The 18,248-nt window shown below is 38.4% G+C and carries 16 protein-coding genes; 8 read left to right on the forward strand and 8 right to left on the reverse strand.

The annotated features are described in order from the left end of the window. Positions 1 to 18: 18 nt before the first annotated feature. Entirely contained in the window at positions 19 to 408 is a 390-nt protein-coding gene (locus tag DX009_RS03175; protein WP_245944573.1) for a lipocalin family protein, read from the reverse strand. 222 nt (positions 409 to 630) lie between these two features. On the opposite strand from DX009_RS03175, the gene DX009_RS03180 reads away from it, so the two are divergent. From DX009_RS03180 to aroB, 4 genes are all read left to right on the forward strand, one after another. Then, on the forward strand, positions 631 to 1,812 hold the full coding sequence (locus DX009_RS03180; protein ID WP_115082981.1) for a phosphoribosylaminoimidazolecarboxamide formyltransferase: 1,182 nt from the start codon (positions 631 to 633) through the stop codon (positions 1,810 to 1,812). A gap of 35 nt (positions 1,813 to 1,847) precedes the next feature. Next, a complete protein-coding gene (locus tag DX009_RS03185; RefSeq protein WP_004366450.1) occupies positions 1,848 to 2,033 on the forward strand; it encodes a hypothetical protein in 186 nt (61 codons plus the stop codon). 157 nt (positions 2,034 to 2,190) lie between these two features. Next, positions 2,191 to 2,643 carry a copper resistance protein NlpE N-terminal domain-containing protein gene (locus tag DX009_RS03190; RefSeq protein WP_006045418.1) on the forward strand — a complete coding sequence of 151 codons (453 nt, stop codon included), beginning with the start codon at positions 2,191 to 2,193 and terminating at the stop codon, positions 2,641 to 2,643. Positions 2,644 to 3,245: 602 nt separating this feature from the next. Further along, positions 3,246 to 4,295 (forward strand): 3-dehydroquinate synthase, encoded by a 1,050-nt coding sequence (gene aroB / locus DX009_RS03200; protein ID WP_115082983.1) that lies wholly within the window; start codon positions 3,246 to 3,248, stop codon positions 4,293 to 4,295. Between the two features lie 271 nt (positions 4,296 to 4,566). On the opposite strand, the gene DX009_RS03205 is transcribed toward aroB, so the two are convergent. After that, entirely contained in the window at positions 4,567 to 5,409 is an 843-nt protein-coding gene (locus DX009_RS03205) for a TlpA family protein disulfide reductase (RefSeq protein WP_006045414.1), read from the reverse strand. Between the two features lie 183 nt (positions 5,410 to 5,592). On the opposite strand from DX009_RS03205, the gene DX009_RS03210 reads away from it, so the two are divergent. After that, positions 5,593 to 6,285: a queuosine precursor transporter gene (locus DX009_RS03210; protein ID WP_006045413.1), complete on the forward strand. Its 693-nt coding sequence runs from the start codon at positions 5,593 to 5,595 to the stop codon at positions 6,283 to 6,285. 82 nt (positions 6,286 to 6,367) lie between these two features. Here the strand turns inward: DX009_RS03210 and DX009_RS13720 are convergent, their stop codons facing one another. Continuing rightward, the gene (locus DX009_RS13720; RefSeq protein ID WP_262510423.1) at positions 6,368 to 6,496 is read right to left on the reverse strand and encodes a hypothetical protein; all 129 of its coding nucleotides are present in this window, start codon (positions 6,494 to 6,496) and stop codon (positions 6,368 to 6,370) included. Between the two features lie 81 nt (positions 6,497 to 6,577). Here DX009_RS13720 and queF point away from each other — a divergent pair, with 81 nt between their 5' ends. Next, positions 6,578 to 7,033: a preQ(1) synthase gene (gene queF, locus DX009_RS03220; RefSeq protein WP_006045411.1), complete on the forward strand. Its 456-nt coding sequence runs from the start codon at positions 6,578 to 6,580 to the stop codon at positions 7,031 to 7,033. Between the two features lie 192 nt (positions 7,034 to 7,225). Here the strand turns inward: queF and DX009_RS03225 are convergent, their stop codons facing one another. The 5 genes from DX009_RS03225 to DX009_RS03240 form a co-directional block, all read right to left on the reverse strand. After that, positions 7,226 to 7,633: an Hsp20/alpha crystallin family protein gene (locus DX009_RS03225; protein WP_040595421.1), complete on the reverse strand. Its 408-nt coding sequence runs from the start codon at positions 7,631 to 7,633 to the stop codon at positions 7,226 to 7,228. Positions 7,634 to 8,361: 728 nt separating this feature from the next. Then, on the reverse strand, positions 8,362 to 11,169 hold the full coding sequence (locus DX009_RS03230) for a fimbrillin family protein (protein WP_115082985.1): 2,808 nt from the start codon (positions 11,167 to 11,169) through the stop codon (positions 8,362 to 8,364). 49 nt (positions 11,170 to 11,218) lie between these two features. Continuing rightward, positions 11,219 to 11,386, reverse strand: a complete 168-nt coding sequence (locus tag DX009_RS13275; RefSeq protein WP_181792344.1) for a hypothetical protein — start codon at positions 11,384 to 11,386, stop codon at positions 11,219 to 11,221. Positions 11,387 to 12,133: 747 nt separating this feature from the next. Next, on the reverse strand, positions 12,134 to 12,961 hold the full coding sequence (locus DX009_RS03235) for a DnaJ domain-containing protein (RefSeq protein WP_115082986.1): 828 nt from the start codon (positions 12,959 to 12,961) through the stop codon (positions 12,134 to 12,136). Between the two features lie 55 nt (positions 12,962 to 13,016). Continuing rightward, positions 13,017 to 13,562 (reverse strand): TFIIB-type zinc ribbon-containing protein, encoded by a 546-nt coding sequence (locus DX009_RS03240; RefSeq protein ID WP_006045405.1) that lies wholly within the window; start codon positions 13,560 to 13,562, stop codon positions 13,017 to 13,019. 193 nt (positions 13,563 to 13,755) lie between these two features. On the opposite strand from DX009_RS03240, the gene DX009_RS03245 reads away from it, so the two are divergent. Continuing rightward, the gene (locus DX009_RS03245; protein WP_115082987.1) at positions 13,756 to 15,450 is read left to right on the forward strand and encodes a putative transporter; all 1,695 of its coding nucleotides are present in this window, start codon (positions 13,756 to 13,758) and stop codon (positions 15,448 to 15,450) included. Positions 15,451 to 16,392: 942 nt separating this feature from the next. Further along, the gene (locus DX009_RS03250; protein WP_006045401.1) at positions 16,393 to 18,168 is read left to right on the forward strand and encodes a biotin/lipoyl-binding protein; all 1,776 of its coding nucleotides are present in this window, start codon (positions 16,393 to 16,395) and stop codon (positions 18,166 to 18,168) included. Positions 18,169 to 18,248 lie beyond the last annotated feature (80 nt).

Consider the following 18,248-nt stretch of genomic DNA (forward strand, 5'->3'; position numbering starts at 1 on the left):
ACAAGTATTTAATTGTTATTAATTAGCACGTTTATATACTATATCACTACCACGTTGGTTTAGTGTTTGCTTTGTTTTATCTATATCGAAAGTGTCAGTGAGTTCTGTCTTCTCTCCATCTAAAACACTTGTTCCGTGAATAGCAACGGTGCTGTCATTCACTTTCTTCCAATGGTCGTACGGCAAAGTCGGCATATTAATAGACGAAGCCACACCGTTTACTTTTAGTTCAATGCCAATCTTAACAGCAGAGTCGTTAGGAGCATCAGTAGTCCATCTTCCTATTATGTTAATGGTATCAACATTTGCAGTGTTGCTTTTTTTAGATAAACCTGCACAGCCAACAAATAACATTGAACTAACAAACAACATAGATATTATACAAAAAGGTAATATTCTTAATTTCATATCGTAATATTTAAGTCATTTTGTCGGCAAAGATATATATAAATGGTTACATTAAAGCGAGAGTACTTCATAAAAAAGCTAAACAATAATTTAAATTCTTTTATATTTGTATTCTGACACGTAATACATAAAAATATAGTACAATAGTTTAAAAATATCGTTTTATTTGTCTATCTTTGCACACAATAAAAGGCTATCATTCACATACATATCATTAAAACTATGAAGGAATTAGAACTTAAATATGGTTGTAACCCCAACCAAAAGCCCTCTCGTATATTTGTAACCGAAGGTGAATTACCTATTGAAGTTTTAAATGGTCGTCCAGGATACATAAACTTCCTTGATGCTCTCAACAGTTGGCAATTGGTAAAAGAACTGAAAGATGCTACAGGTATGCCTGCCGCTGCATCTTTTAAACATGTTAGTCCAGCAGGAGCTGCCATTGGGTTACCATTGAGCGATACACTAAAAAAGATTTACTTTGTAGACGATGTGGAGTTCGAGCTTACGCCGCTTGCTTCTGCATACGCACGTGCACGAGGTGCCGACCGTATGTGTTCGTATGGCGATTTTTGTGCGCTAAGCGACACTTGCGATGAAGCTACAGCACGACTGATTAATCGTGAAGTAAGCGATGGCGTTATTGCTCCCGACTATACGCCAGAGGCTCTCGCAATACTAAAAAAGAAGCGTAAAGGCAACTATAATGTAATAAAGATAGACCCTATCTATAAACCAACTCCCATAGAACGTAAGCAAGTGTTTGGCATTACTTTCGAACAAGGTAGAAATGAGATTCGACTCGACGATCCTAAACTCTTCGAAAATATTCCTACTACAAATAAGATATTCCCAGAAGAGGCTCGTCGGAACCTTGTTATAGCGCTTATTACGCTAAAATATACACAAAGCAATTCGGTATGTTACGTTAAAGACGGACAAGCCATAGGTATAGGAGCAGGACAACAAAGTCGTATTCATTGTACACGTTTGGCTGGCAGTAAAGCCGATGAATGGTGGCTGCGCCAGTGCCCTAAGGTAATGAATCTTCCTTTTAAAGACGGAATACGCCGTGCCGACCGCGATAACTCTATCAATATTTATATATCTGATGAGTACGAAGACCTTTTACAAGAAGGAACATGGCAGTTATTTTTCACTGAGAAGCCAGAACCATTAACCTTAGCCGAACGTAAAGTATGGATTGCACAGAACAAGCAAGTGGCTTTAGGTTCAGATGCATTCTTCCCCTTTGGCGACAATATAGAACGTGCACACAAGAGTGGTGTTGAATACATTGCTCAAGCTGGAGGCAGCATACGAGACGACCATGTTATAGAAACATGTAATAAGTATGGCATAGCAATGGCATTTACAGGTGTACGTTTGTTCCATCATTAATAAAATATAAGCTAGATTGACTAAGTATACAAAGTATGAGCGATATAGACGAGATTATAGAAAACGGAATGGTTTTCAGAGGAGCGCCTAAAGCCAAAGCCGATGATGGCAAAATAAAAACTAAAGCAAAGAAAAAGAAATACATAACAGGAGCTCATGGTTCTGGAAGTGCAAAGCAGAAAGCAAAGTATAGACAACAAAGGGCTAACAGACATAAGTAAGTATTACAAATAACTGTATAAAATGCCTTAATATACGACTATAGCGCCTTGAGTTATGTCATATTTTATTAGATTAAACGTAATTAACAGAAATAGTTTGATGATATAAAGGATTATGGTTTATCTTTGCACACATTATTTTTAAAGCAATAAAGATATGAAGAAAGTATTCATTTTAATGGCAGTTTGCGCCACAATGGTTGCTTGCCAGCAGAAGGGAAAACAAAATGCTAATGCAAAAGCAGGAGATACAACAAAGGTAGAGGCTACTGACTCTATGCGTTATGCGGGCGAAGTGCCTGCAGCCGATGGACCAGGTATCCGCTACGAGATTGCATTGGCAAATGACAGCACAAACGGTTTTAGCTTAAAAGAAACCTATTTAAAGGCTGAAAATGGTAAAGATAAGGTGCTCAACTATACAGGTAAAGCAGAAAAGATAGAGAAAGACGTTAAAGGCGAAAAGAAAGTAGGCTACAAATTTACTACTGGTAAAGATGATGCTCTCTACTTCTTGCAAGCAAACGACTCTACGCTTCGTATGGTGAACGACCAGTTGGAAGAAGCCGCAACAAAAGATCTTAACTATGACTTAAAGTTGGTTAAGTAAAGTGGTTTAATACGGATATGAAATTTATAAATAGGAGATAATGACCGCAAGGCACATTGTCTCCTATTTTTGTTTATATATACTATACGTATAACGACCGTATAGCAGAAAGAGGGTGGGAGAATTATAAGCTGTGCCTACTGTCTGCACACTACTTAAATGGAATGCCACTAATGTTTATAAAAGTCTGTAAAATGTAGACTCTATTTTTTTAGACGTCTGTAACGTTCGTCTCAAATATCTGTCGCGTTCGTTTCAGATATCTGTAAAGTTCGTTTTAGATATCTATCATTTTCAGCTTAGATAACACAACAAAACACAACCTTTGTTATCTCACACTCTAATACTCGAAATATGTTTCTTCGGCTGCGTAATATAAAATTTTTTATTCTGCATTGTTCTAATTTGCGTGTTATTATAATAGCCCAATAAACAATATCCTTTTCGGTGCTATATTGCATAAAAGAACAATTCATAACAACTATATTCTTGCTTAGAATATCTTCATCTCTTTTCCATTGAAACATAAAAAAGCCAGCCAAAGCTACCGAGAACACAAAGAAAAGCATTACATTTGTGAGCAATTAAAATAAAAGAAGAGAATGAAACAGCAAATTGTTTTTACACATAAATTCGAGCAAAGTCTTTCAGATTCTATAGCAAAATGTAACCCCGATAAGATATTTGTTCTTGCCGACGACACTACAATTAGAATGTGCTATAACAGAATAAAGCACTTCGAATGTCTTAAAAAGGCACAACCCATAACTATTCCAAGTGCAGATGTAAACAAGAACCTAACTTCGTTATCTTGTGTATGGATGGTTTTGCAAGCAGCAAAGGCCACCAGATATTCAATGCTTATAAATCTTGGTGGTGGAATGGTAACCGATATTGGGGGATTTGCCGCAGCTACATTCAAGCGTGGCATTAATTTCGTGAATGTACCAACTACGTTGTTGGCTATGGTAGATGCTAGTGTAGGTGGCAAAACTGGTATAAACTTTGGTGGATTGAAAAACGAAATAGGAGCATTTGCTTTCCCCAAAACTGTTATAATAGACACACAATGGTTAGAAACCCTGGACCATGAGAATTTATTAAGTGGATATGCTGAAATGCTAAAACATGGTTTGATTACTGAAAGAAAATTGCTACCAACACTACTAAACTTTGATACTGCTACGTTTAATCTGCACCAACTATCAGATATGCTAAAGGTAAGTGTAGCTATAAAAGAGCAAATAGTGGAGCAAGACCCCCACGAACAAGGAATAAGAAAAGCATTGAACTTTGGTCACACATTTGGACATGCTTTTGAAGAGTGGGCTATGACACGGCACCCCATTTTGCACGGTTATGCTGTGGCATACGGAATGGTTTGCGAACTTTATCTGTCGGCAATAAAGCAAGGATTTCCTCAAACTATTATGCGGCAGACGGTTAATTTCATACGCAACAACTATGGTACACTGCCCATTACTTGCGACGACTACGATGCGCTCATTAGTTTAATGATACACGATAAAAAGAATGCAGGAAACAACATAAACTTCAGTCTATTGCACGACTTAGGCTCTGTAGTAATAAACAGAACTGCAACCGAAGAGGAAATAAAAGATGCCTTAGATTTTCTGCGCGAAGGAGTATAGCGATAACAAAACATTGATGGACGTTGCACTATAGTAAAATCGCTTTTGGATAAATATATAGAAACAGAAAGCATTTTCGTTGCTAACGAATATGTTTAATGGTGCAATAACGATACAATACAACGTTATGTGTTTCAACATTAAGCATTTGGCAGTTTATGTGTTTATGTCAAACCCCAATAGCGTATAGCTTAGTTTCATTACTCTTTAAAACAAAAGAGCCCCATTAAACAGCATAGTTCAATGAGGCTCTTTTATAGTTTGGTGTAGTTTATTTGTAAATCTCAGCTAACTTTTTCTGTAACTCTTCGCCACGTAAGTCGCTTGCTACAATCTTACCTTGTGGGTCTAACAAGATGTTTGAAGGAATAGAACGAATGCCATAAACCTTTCCAGCTTCACATTGCCAGCCCTTTAGGTCCGACATTTGTGGCCATTCCATACCAAGTTTCTTTACCATTGCTGTCCACGCATCTTTCTTTTGATCGAAGCTAACACCAACAATTTCTAAACCTTTTGAATGATATTTATTGTAAGCTTCAACCACGTTTGGCATTTCTGCACGGCAAGGACCGCACCAACTTGCCCAGAAATCAACAAACACATAGTTACCTTTACCTGCAAACTGACTTAACTTAATTTCCTTGTCGTTCATATCTTTCATAACCAAATCGGTGTACATAAGTCCTGGTCGGCGAAGTTCTAACGATGCGAGATATGCTTTTGCTTCTTTTAACGACTCTTCTTTGTAATAGCCACTCGTTGGTGCTAAAGCTTCCTTTAGTTGGTCGTAAGTGAAACCTGAATATGCGTCAGCAATATATTTCGCAGGATATTTAGTGTCTTTAAATTTCTTTATAATCTCTAATGTAAGTGCAGTGTGCGCTTCAGATAGCGAGTCGCCCTTAGCCATAATGCGTTCAATCTGCTGTTTGTCGGCATCGGTTATGGTTTTTGGGTCTTTCCCGCGGAATGTAGCATATTCCTTATTTAACGCAGTAAACTCTGCATAGAGCTTATTCATCTTCTCTTCGTAAGGTTTGAAATCTTGCGCTTGTGCAAATCCTGTAAGTGTCTGTGCAGCCAAAAGCGCTGCTAAAAACATTTTCTTCATATAGTCTTTTTCTGTTTTATGGTTTGTTAATAACACTCCAAATAAACTAAAGTGTGTACAATTGAAGTGCAAAAATAAAGAAATGTATTGATAAAACTACTATTCTTTAAGACTTTTTTTGTACCTTTGCCACACTTTTAATGATAGGGGTACTTGCTCAACCCCCTTTAACAAAACAAGACAATGATAAAACAAAAACAACAAGTGAGTGTGCTGTTTATGCTTTTCAGCATCCTCTTCTGTGTTTGCTTGATAGCAGCAAACGTTCTCGAAACAAAGCAAATATCAGTATTAGGTATCTCATTGACGGGTGGGCTCATCGTATTCCCTATCTCTTACATCATAAACGATTGTGTTTGTGAAGTGTGGGGATTTAAAAAAGCACGTCTGTTGATATGGACGGGCTTTGCAATGAACTTCTTCTTTGTGGCAATGGGTGCACTGTGCGACTGGATACCGGGTGCTCCTTATTGGACTAATGAAGCTGGATTCCATGCTGTCTTTGGTCTTGCTCCACGTGTAGCAGCAGCTTCTTTCGTAGCTTTCATTGTGGGTTCATTTGCTAATGCCTACGTAATGAGTAAGATGAAGCTACGTGATGGTGGACGACATTTCTCATGGCGTGCCATCTTGAGTACCATTGCAGGAGAAAGTCTCGATTCTCTAATTTTCTTTCCACTGGCATTAGGCGGTGTTGTTCCTACTCCCGAATTGCCGAAACTAATGCTTTGGCAGGTAGTGTTAAAGACACTTTACGAGGTGATTGCTCTACCACTTACCATTCGTGTGGTGAAGAAGCTAAAGCAATATGAAGGCGAAGACGTTTATGATGAAGGTGTAAACTACAGCATTTGGAGAATATTCTCTTTGAGTTAGGTCTAATCTAATGTAAGTGTTAAGAATAGGAGATAGGCGTTTATAATGAGTCTATTTCCTATTTTTGTTTATACCTACGATACTAATTGTAAAGTAGCTTTCTGCCTTGTGTATTACCTGCTTTTTCATAAATATATGAAAGATTTTCCTGATTGTAGTCTATCCGAATACTGCCATCAGCATTAAAGCGAATAGCGAAGAGTCTCTTCACGTATAATATATCGTGAAGGTGTTTGCTGTTTTCTAACAATATATTACCTTTGCACATAGAACAAAAATAAACAAAACTATTATGGAACGAAACGAAGAGGGCTTGCAGTTGTTAGGTTCTGCAACCAAATATAGAATGGATTATGCACCAGAAGTGTTGGAAACGTTTGAAAATAAGCATCAGGATAACGACTACTGGGTGCGCTTTAACTGTCCGGAATTTACGAGTTTGTGCCCTATTACAGGACAACCAGACTTTGCAGAAATTCGTATATCATACGTCCCCGATGTACGTATGGTAGAAAGCAAGAGCCTGAAACTCTATTTGTTTAGCTTTCGCAATCATGGCGATTTCCACGAAGATTGCGTTAACATTATAATGAAAGACCTTATAAAACTAATGCAACCTAAGTATATAGAAGTAACAGGAATCTTCACTCCTCGTGGCGGTATTAGTATTTATCCGTATGCAAACTATGGAAAACCCAACACTAAATATGAAGAATTGGCTGCAGTTCGTTTTGCTAATCACCAATAGCATAGAAGTGGAAGGAAAAAAGAAATAGAAAATCCCCGAGTGCTCACGCATTCGGGGATTCTTTTATTACTAACAATTATTTCTCATTATATTATGAATAAACTATTATCATCACTATTCATTCATTCTATTTAGGGAAGCTTCTATTCCGAAGCATTAAAGTGATTGTAGAAATCGTATTATGAGATGGAATTAACCAACTTCAATTTGTCTTGCTACTTTCTGAACTGTCTTGTTTAGTTTTGGCAGTGTAATGTTCAACACACCATCACTCATTCTTGCACCAACCTCGTCTTTGTTTACATCGTCTGGCAAAATAAGTGTTTGTTCATATTTGCTGTATGCAAACTCTCTGCGTAAGTAGTGTGCTTTCTCATCTTTCACTTCGTTCTTCTTCTCCATCTTAATAACTAAGTCGCCATCGTTATTAATACTAATGTCAAAGTCTTCCTTTCTTAAGCCTGGTGCAGCCAACTCTACAATGTATTCGTTTTCGTTCTCTAATACGTTGATAGCTGGTGCTGTTGCATTTGTTTTGGGCATATTGTTGTTATAAAAGAAGTCGTTAAATACTTCTGGTAACCATGAATTCTTATACATCATAATTTTATCTCCTATTTTATTTGTTTATTTTTTATGTTTATACCTCGTATAATACAATACTCGTACCAATACAATGAAAGTGTCATACTGTCGCTATCGTCTGACAATATGTCCGTGTAAGGTAGAGTAGTGTTTCTTACCACTTCGTCTAAACAGTTTCTTATCACTAAAATAAGTGCATTCTTATTCCTATTTAATCTGAAGTTAAGAGTGTCTCAGCAGGAAATAATACACGACTATAAATATCGTATTTTTTATGACGTCTAAAACGCAACTGACAGATATCTAAAACGAACGTTACAGATATCTGAGACGCAACTCACAGATATCTGAAAGAAAAGTAACAATATTGTACAGACTTTTATGCGTATTAGTGGTGTTCTATTTAGTTAGTGTAGATGCTGTATTTGCTGTTTAAAATAGCCTCACTTATTTTGTATAGAGGCAAGAAACTGAAAGGTAGTAGGAGAAGTAATAGTATAAATAACATGCAACGATGTTATAGCTTATTTTCCTACCTAACTTAATTTTCCTATCGTTGTTAGTTGTTTTTGCTACATTGTAAATGCAACTGCAATCGTTTTTTCTTGGTATATGGAAGGAGAGTAGACAAGTAAAAATCCTTCTTATCACTCTAATTTACGTTTATCTATTTTATAATACAAAAGCAGCCCCTCAAACTTGCGTCTGAGAGGCTGTAATTATATAATTATGAAAAGTTATGTTTACTCTGCTACTGGGCGAACACCGTAACCATTCGCATAAGAACCAAGGTCATCTGTTGCAGGAGAATTAATTGTTGCTATTGTACCATCTTTCATTGATGTACGGTAACCAAATCCAAGACTACCAGCACCATCAGGCTTAGGGACTGATTGCCAGTAAAAACCAACAATACCATTAGCAGTTAATGCTCCACTTGTACCATAACGGGCACCTCCTGCTTGGAAGTAGATTTCCTTATCGTTATCAACTTTGAATGTATAACCATTGCTCCATACAGCTCCTGTCGTGCTAAAGCCCATGAATGCATGTGCATCAGGCACCTTGAAACCTACAGGAGAAGGGTCATAGATTGTTTTCACATCATTGCGAACAGAACCATCAAGCTTATTGTTGTTTGCAGACCACATATTAATAATCTGTTGATATTGCCAGCCTAATTTACCACCACCAACTTTTGGAAGCATTATGCCTGGATTTTGAATACTACGTCCAATAGTACGGGTCTTCATCTTAATTACATTAGCAGGTTCATCTCCCTTATCTTTAGGTATCTCTACATAGTTGTTATCGAAGGCAAAACCTGTTGTATTGATACCAGGCAGTGGATCCTTACGTCCCCACTGATAAAGATTTCCATATCCTTCGCGAACATTATTGCCTGCAGCTTGTTTAAGCGTAATAGTAGCAGTCTTCTTTTCGCCTGTTTCAGCCTGCTGTTCTATCTTAACAACAACTTCACGCTTAAGTCCACCTGTCCATTTGGTGTATTTCCAACCAAGGTTATCAGTCATAAACTTATATTCAGCCCCATCACTGGTAACAGCAATTTTCTTAAGAGAACTCTTAGGAGTAAACCATAAGTGCCATGACCACATAACCTTACCTGTCGCATTTGTAACTGCAACAACGGCATTTCCATTCTGCAGGTTCTCTTTCTTGATTGTAAAGGTAAGGTAAGAGTCTGCGCCACTTCCTGTAACTTTAGGGGTTGTAACGATGTTCTGGCAATCCTCCCAAATGACTTTTGCTTTTGTTGCTTGGTCTGCAGCATTCTGTATGTTGATATATGGAGAAGTAATTGGATCATCGTTATGATCAACAAATGTATGCAAGATTAGGTCTTCGGGATAATATCCGCCACCCGGTTTCGGTAAGTGAGTAGTTGGTGCTGTACTTGTATATGCAGAAGCGTTAGTATCACCTCCCTTAATAGCATTACCATAAACCAATGGAATACGGTATGTACCAGGTGCACTGATAACGTAACAGTTTGCAGTATTCTCTATTGCTGCCTCGCCTTTAGCATTAGCAAGATTGTAGTTTGTAACAGGATCTGCAGTCTTCATTGCATTGTTGAAGTCTGCCAAAACATCGCGTTGGTTGGCTTTGAAGGTAGCAGTATATTGTTCAACATCTTGCGTTGTAGTTCTGCCTTCATTAGGAATAGTCAGCCAATCAGGCTTCTCATTCATAGAGAAGGTACCATCTCCATCAGCGTCATAGCTAACTACCTTCCATTTAACAGGACGATGCAGCTTGTCATCGTCTACGTATGATGTAATCTGATATGATGTAGTTGCACCTTCTGTGTTTGCTGCTTCACTTGGGTTAGGAGTAGCTTCGAAGGTATATTTGAGATTATTAGCCGACTGTGATAATGCGTATGTCTTTGTAGTACCAGCCTTCCAAGTGCCAGCGAGCGGTGCTACAATAGCAGGATTAGGCTGATTGTCGAAGTATACCTTAACCTTGAGACCCGATAAACTCTGTGGAATCATATAGAAAGTGAAGTTGTCGCCATCTTTACCAACGATAGTCTCGTTGACGTGTCCTGCTGTGCTAACATTGATATCATCGAGAGTGAAGGTAGCAGGAGTGCTAACATCAGACCATGCACTGTTGAAAGATGCACCAGTAGTAGCCTGTACTGATGAAGGTAAAGTGAACTTACCTTTGCTCATTGCGTTAATAATCTCAATCTTTGTAATATGATGAGAGCCTGATAAGCGGTCGCCAATTTTGAAGCGAATAGCTGTCATTGCATGTTGGAACTGCAAAGGAACAGCAGGTGCCGTTCCAAACGTAGTATATTGAATAGGTGTTGTTCCAGAACAAGCAGTCATCAAATCTTTCTGATTTTGTACAGTTGGTTCAACCTCAATGTTCACGTATGGAGTTGAAGTGTTGCTTGATGGAGCAAGTGTTAGCCTGTGGTCAGTAGTTGTAACCTGTGGATAAACAGCATAGAAACGTGCGTATGGCTCGCTCCATGACCATAGCTGAGTATTTGCGAGTGTACCGTTTGCATTTGTTTCAGCATTATAGAACCACGGAGTTGTGCTGATGCTTGCTGCAGAAGTACCACGATAAGCGATAGTAGAGAACTTACCAAGAGTTGCTGTTGTGGTAACTTTAGCGCGAGTAGCTACTGCATCGGTGTTCGTTAATTCGTTGTCAATACCAGCAACTGTACTCTCTATAATACAATACTTGTTGTTACCCGGAATTTCAATTTTGCGTGTTGCAAGGTCTTCTGGTGTTAATCCCTGTATATTCAGTTGATTTGCGAAGCCTGCACGCGTCATTGCCAATGCTGGGTTAGCCTTTGCAGCCTGTTGAGCCTGCTTGTCGGTTGTTGTTACCTGGAATGTTACGGCAGCGCCATTGTGGCTACTGTCAGTAGAATCAAGTTCATTATCTGAACAAGAAGTCAGCCCAAAAGCAGTAAGTCCACTAAGACATACAAACGTGAGTGCCGCTGTTGATTTGCGTCCAGCATAGCACTTGCGAATATTATTAAACTTCATGAGTTGGTAATTTGTTTGTTTTTACATTTAAATAGACAACATCTCTTAATCAATTCTCTGGTACGAGGTCTGTATCTTCATTGTCCTCTGTAGGGTCAACTACCGTTGGAGTTGTACTAACAGGAGGACTACCAGCTAAGATAGGGCATTCGCCAACTAAAGTGTAAATAATAGTCTGTGGCATAACATAGCCCATCTTTTCATTTTTACATTTCATCACCATCAATTATTTATTTAGTTTTCTTTTCTCTTGAAATTTACTTTTTGAGTTTATTTTATACAGTGTTAATCTATTACTGTGACAATTAAAATGATTTACTAAATGCTTTCTGCGAGATAAGTCTATCGTTTTATAAATCAATGTGATATTGTCCTAAACATGGTGCAAAGGTAATGAAAAGCTATGAATAAAACAAAATAAAACTTAATATATTAATATTAATTAATTGTTTAAGCTGTTTATTTGTTGCTTTATTCGCTATAAGCATTGATTTTATACGAATTCTCTTTAATTATTAGCGATTTACCATATATTGGAGTAGGTGTAGAAAGGGTGAAGATATTTTGAGAAAGAAGATGATTATACAGATATTCTTTTCTGTATAATATAATATCGAGCAACATATTGTTGGTTAGGTGCTTATTATGATATTTAAATCAAAATAATGCAGAATAGGGGAGTTCGTATTACACAGCAGGATAAATATATTTCGAGTATTAGAATATGAGATAACAAAGGTTGTAATTTGATGTGATATTTAAGTTGAAAATGATAGACATCTAAAACGAACGTTACAGATATCTGAGACGCAACTGACAAACATCTGAAACAAACGTTACAGACGTCTAAAAAAATAGCGCCAATATTTAGCAGACTTTTATAAACATTAGCGGCATTTCATTTTGTTAGTGTGTAGGTAATAGGGGCAGCCTACAATTCTCCCACCTATATTTATAAATTCGGTTAAAGTCCACGGGCTTTATATATACGCTCTTTAGCATTGTTTATCTCTTGGAATTTCTTTTCGGCAGCCTCGCGGACGTCATCGCCTAAGGAGCTTACGCGGTCGGGGTGATGTTTTAGTGCCATTTTACGATACGCAGCTTTCACTTCGTCGTTGGTAGCATTCGGCGATATTCCCAATATTTTGTATGCTTCATCGAGTCCTATTTGTTGATTGGAAGAGGCTTCCATATTCAGCATTGAGTCTACATCTTGTGCAGAAAGTCCAAGATAGGTTGCAACTTCTTTCAGGGCATACACCTCTTCCGGACTTACGTTACCATCAACTTTAGCTATTATAATAAGATAGTCGAGCAGTTGTAAGCGCTGTCCAATGTTCATGTGGAATGATATTTCCACACAACTTTTGCGTATAGTTTCTTTGAATGTAGTGGCACCCTGTTGTTTTTGCATTTCGAATAGCTTTAGCAATATATCTTCGCCTTGCCGAACAGCCTGTTCGCCAAAGTTGTTGCGTAGAAAGTTTCTAACGCAATTCATTTCTGAATGCATTATTTTGCCATCAGCTTTTATAATATACGATGAGAGCACAAGCATTGAGAAGAGAAACGAATTACGGTCTTCTTCGAATGGACGTTGATTAAATTGCGTGTCCGAATAGTCGTTTCTAAATGTATTTCCGTTTCCGTTGAAACCATTTTCTCTTTCCGCAGTGCTTGTAGCCTCGCTTAGCAGGCTTCCTATGCAGTATCCTGCAATTGCACCTAAAACATTACCACCACTTAATATCCAGCCGAGTGCACTGCCTATCCATTTTCCTAATGCCATAACCTTTTGTTCTATTTATTTGCTACTGTGTGAATGCTAAAAGCGTGCCAAATAGTTAAAAGCCTATTGTGTTTTTAAATTCTATGTACTTTTTGAATAGCCACAGATGACTATCGTAAATAACGTTTGTAAGTACCGATAGCAGATATAAGCCAACAAAAACCGATAGGATAAATATGAAGCTACCTACAAAGAATATCCACAAATCGCCGTCTTTGTATTTTTCTTGGAATGCTTTTAGTTTCGACGACGATTTTGCAATGTATTCCGATGTAGCCGCTGCTGTTGTTGCTGCCAATGCCGATGCGTGTAGCGACTGGCTACTTATTTTTGCTTTGGCAGCCTGAAGCATATCGGCTGTTGCCATCTTTAGAAATTTAGCTTTTGCTGTTGGCTGTGTTTCTGTTGTTTTAGCGTCTATTTTTCTAGCATCAGTTATGGGAATCACAGCTCTTGCTTGTGTTCTGAAGGGTTTACCATTACCCAATTGGCAGTTTAGCACACTACCGCAATAGGGGCATCGCACTTTTTGTAATCCTTGGCGTTCTGTGCTTGCTTTGAAGACATCGCCACATTTGTTACACCTAATCTTATATTCCATAATGGCGCAAAATTATAAAAAATCTTTTATTTGAGAAAAGAAGAAGCCTATAAGGTTGCTATTTTGTATATTATTTTAAATCAATCTGTGATAATATAGATATTGATAATTGACTATTGATATACAAAATAGACAGTATATTTCTTTTTATTCTAACTAAAATAAGTATCTTTGCACCGTTAAATAAGTATTTATGGACTGGTTAATTAAATTATTTACTACTGACGATAGTGTAGCCCATATAGTGTTACTCTATTCTTTGGTTATTTCGTTAGGTGTTTATCTTGGGAAAATAAAGGTAGGCGGAATATCGCTTGGCGTTACTTTTATTCTCTTTGTAGGTATCTTGGCAGGGCATATAGGCTTTACTGGACCAACGGGAACACTTAACTTTTTGCAAGACTTCGGTCTTATTCTGTTTGTGTTTATGATAGGTCTGCAAGTCGGACCAGGTTTCTTTGAGAGCTTTGGAAAAGGAGGATTGAGACTGAATTTGTTGGCATGTTTAGCCATTTTGCTGAATGTGCTTGTTATGTTTTCTTGCTACTTTGCCTTTTTCGACACTACCGATCATAAGAATCTACCTATGATGGTGGGAACAATGTATGGTGCGGTAACAAACACTCCTGGGCTTGGTGCTGCAAAGGAAGCTTTGTACAGCGTGTTTCCTAATGGTATGAATTTCGATATTGCTTCGGGTTATGCTTGCGCCTATCCATTGGGTGTTATTGGTATTATTGGTGCAACATTAGCAATTCGCTTTATATGTAAGGTAGACATAGATAAGGAAAATGCACTTTTAACCGAAGCAGAAGGCGACAATCCTAATGCTAAACCCCACACTATGTATTTACGTGTAGAGAACTCGTATATAGGTGGACGAACTCTGCAAGAAATAACCGACTTCTTGAATCGTGATGTTGTTTGCACACGTTTAATGCACAATGGAGAGTTGTCGATACCATCTACGGACACTGTATTCCACGTTAATGATGAAATTCTGATTGTATGTGCTGAAGCAGATGCCGAAGCTGTTGCTGCATTTATTGGACCACAAATAGACGTGGACTGGCATGAAGAAGAACAACCACAACAAATGGTGAGCCGCCGTATTGTTGTAACCAACAGTGGTATGAATGGTAAGGTGCTTAGCAAGCTACACTTTCGCTCTGTATACGGTGTAAATGTAACACGCATTAGCCGTCAGGGTATGGACTTGTTTGCAAGCAATAACTATCGTTTTCAGGTGGGCGACAGAATTATGGTTGTAGGTTTTGAAGAAAATGTGCAGCGTGTGGCTGAGCTGATGGGAAACTCAGAAAGACGGTTGAATGCACCAAACATAGCCACGATATTCGTGGGTGTCGTAGTAGGTATTCTGTTTGGAAGTTTGCCTTTGGCAATTCCTGGAATGCCCGTTCCATTGAAGTTGGGTTTGGCTGGTGGTCCGCTTATTATAGCTATTTTGCTTGGAAGGTTTGGCCATCGTATGAAACTTGTAACCTACACTACTACGTCTGCAAATATGATGTTACGCGAAATTGGCTTAGCACTATTCTTAGCATCGGTTGGTATTAAAGCCGGAGCAGGATTCTGGGACACAGTGGTTCAGGGCGATGGATTGAAATACGTTTACACGGGCTTCTTAATCACCATTATTCCTATTCTTATAGTAGGTACAATTGCTCGTCTGAAATATAAGCTCAACTATTTTACCGTAATGGGTGCAATAGCAGGTGCCTACACCGACCCACCAGCATTGGCATACGCTAACTCTGTTTGTAGCGTAGAAGCACCAGCCTTAGGCTACTCTACGGTTTATCCACTGAGTATGTTCCTCAGAATACTTGTAGCCCAACTTATAATACTTTTCTGTTGTGGCGCTTAGCCTATTGCTTTTGCAGTGCCAATAGCATTCAGCTTAAATAGTAGCTGTATTGCTGTGGGACGATAACAGAAGCGTAAGGAAAATATAACAAATTTAATTCGTTTATTTTTTATAATTAATAATATAAGGTATGCCTTACAAACGTTTGGTATACCTTTTCTTTTTATACCCTTTATAATATTCTTCGCTTTCGCATAAAAATAGCTGGAGAGTTTATAAGCAGCACTACTGTTTACACATTAATAATATAAAACATCTAAATGTTTGGGAGAAACGGTTGGGTGTAGTTCTACTTCTGTTTTAGATATCTGTTACGTTCATTACAGACATCTGTCACGTTCGTCTCAGATATCTGTCAGTAGCGTTTTAGACGTCATAGTAAATTGCAGCCTTTATAGACTTACATAATAGCACATAAAAGATATTTATTCAGATGCGGATAATGGAAGTATTTATTCTGTAATATTTCGATTCAAATATTAATGTAAACTACTGGTTAGCAGTGTGTTGCTTAAAACTTATTGGCATAAAACAGAAAATTATTACAGCACACGCTTTTCTAAAATATTCTCATCTCATTTCTCTTGTGTTCATTTGTTGTTTTCTTGTCAGCAATCTTTATTGCCTTTTTAACTTTACGTAGCTTGCCATGCCTTCATAATAAAGTTAATAAATCTGTACCCTCATAGTACAAAATCAGTCTATTCTCTAATATCTTATAGGGTGAGAAACCGTTTATAAATCATAACTTATATGCACTTGTGGCATACATTCGTATGTTTTTTTGCCATAGTCTCCCTAAGTTGCTACTTAGCCAATATTTGTAAAAAAATGGGCTATTATACCGCAATATAATATTTTTTATCTAATTTTGCACACTGTAATGCTCGTGCGCATTACATATTTTAGACAAGAACAAGAAGAAAGAATAAAGTATAAAAGATGGCAAAGAAAATTCAGTTTAGTCTCATTTATCGAGATATGTGGCAGAGTTCAGGTAAGTTTCAGCCACGCAAAGACCAGTTAGTGCGCATTGCCCCAGTATTTGTAGAAATGGGTTGTTTTGCTCGCGTAGAAACAAACGGAGGCGCATTCGAACAAGTTAATTTGCTTGCAGGCGAAAATCCAAACGAATCAGTCCGTGCATATACAAAGATATTACACGATGCTGGTATACAAACACACATGCTCGACCGTGGTTTGAACGCACTACGTATGTATCCAGTGCCCGATGATGTTCGTGCCATGATGTACCGTGTGAAGCATGCGCAAGGTGTAGACATTCCTCGTATCTTCGATGGTTTGAACGATATTCGTAACATCGCACCTTCTATAAAGTGGGCTAAAGAGGCAGGAATGATTCCACAAGCTGCACTCTGCATTACCACTTCGCCCGTACACACTTTAGAGTACTACTGCGAATTGGCAGATAAAGAGATTGAGGCAGGTGCCGAAGAACTCTGTTTGAAAGATATGGCAGGTATCGGACAGCCAGCATTCCTTGGCAAACTTACCAAGATGATAAAAGACAAACACCCAAATATTATTATAGAATATCACGGTCACTCTGGTCCGGGTTTGTCAATGGCATCAATGCTCGAAGTAGCAAAGAACGGTGCCGACATACTTGATGTAGCAATCGAACCGTTATCTTGGGGAATGGTGCATCCAGACGTAATTTCGGTGCAGAGTATGCTGAAGAACGCAGGTTTCGATGTTCCCGAAATAAATATGGACGCATATATGAAGGCGCGTGCTATGACACAAGAATTCATAGATGAATGGTTGGGCTACTTCATTAACCCTAAAAACAAGATAAGCAGTTCGCTATTGTTAGAATGTGGTTTGCCTGGTGGTATGATGGGTTCTATGATGGCAGACCTTGGTGGTATTCACACCACCATAAACAACCTTCGTAAGAAGAAGGGCGAACCAGAACTATCGTTAGACGACCTATTAGTGAAGCTCTTCGACGAAGTAGCATACGTTTGGCCTCGTGTAGGCTATCCTCCATTGGTAACACCATTCTCTCAATACACTAAGAACATAGCCTTGATGAACCTTCTTACTATTGAGCAGGGAAAAGGTCGCTTTGCAATGATGGACGACTCTATGTGGGGAATGATACTTGGAAAGAGTGGTAAAGTTCCTGGTAAAATAGCCGACGAACTTGTAGAGTTAGCGAAACAAAAAGGTTATGAATTTACCGATGCCGACCCACATACTTTGCTACCAAACGCATTAGACAGCTTCCGCAAAGAAATGGACGAAAACGGTTGGGAGTACGGACAAGACGACGAAGAACTCTTTGAACTAGCTATGCACCCAGAACAGTATCGCAACTATAAGAGCGGTCAGGCTAAAAAGAATTTCTTAGCAGATTTGCAGAAGGCTAAGGACGCTAAGCTTGGTGCTAAAGTTAGCATAGAAGAGGCAACAGCATTTAAGCACGCAAAAGCAGATGCCATTGTAGCACCCGTTAAAGGACAAGTGTTCTGGGAATTTCAAGGTGATGGTGAAGCCGCTCCTGCAGTAGAGCCATTTATTGGTAAAGAATACAAAGAAGGCGAGAAGTTCTGCTACATTCTTGCTCCGTGGGGCGAATTTGTAGAAATACCTGCCGCATTGGGTGGTAAGTTGGTAGAAATAAATGCAAAACAAGGCTCTAAAATTAATAAGGGTGATGTGCTTGCATATATCCAGAGAAACGAAAAGTAAGTATCTCTTTGATATATAAATCGAATAACGATTCATTCACGACACACAAAGCTTATAGGCTTTCGACTGCAGTGAATGAA

The organism is Prevotella pallens (assembly GCF_900454935.1).
Taxonomy (GTDB): domain Bacteria; phylum Bacteroidota; class Bacteroidia; order Bacteroidales; family Bacteroidaceae; genus Prevotella; species Prevotella pallens.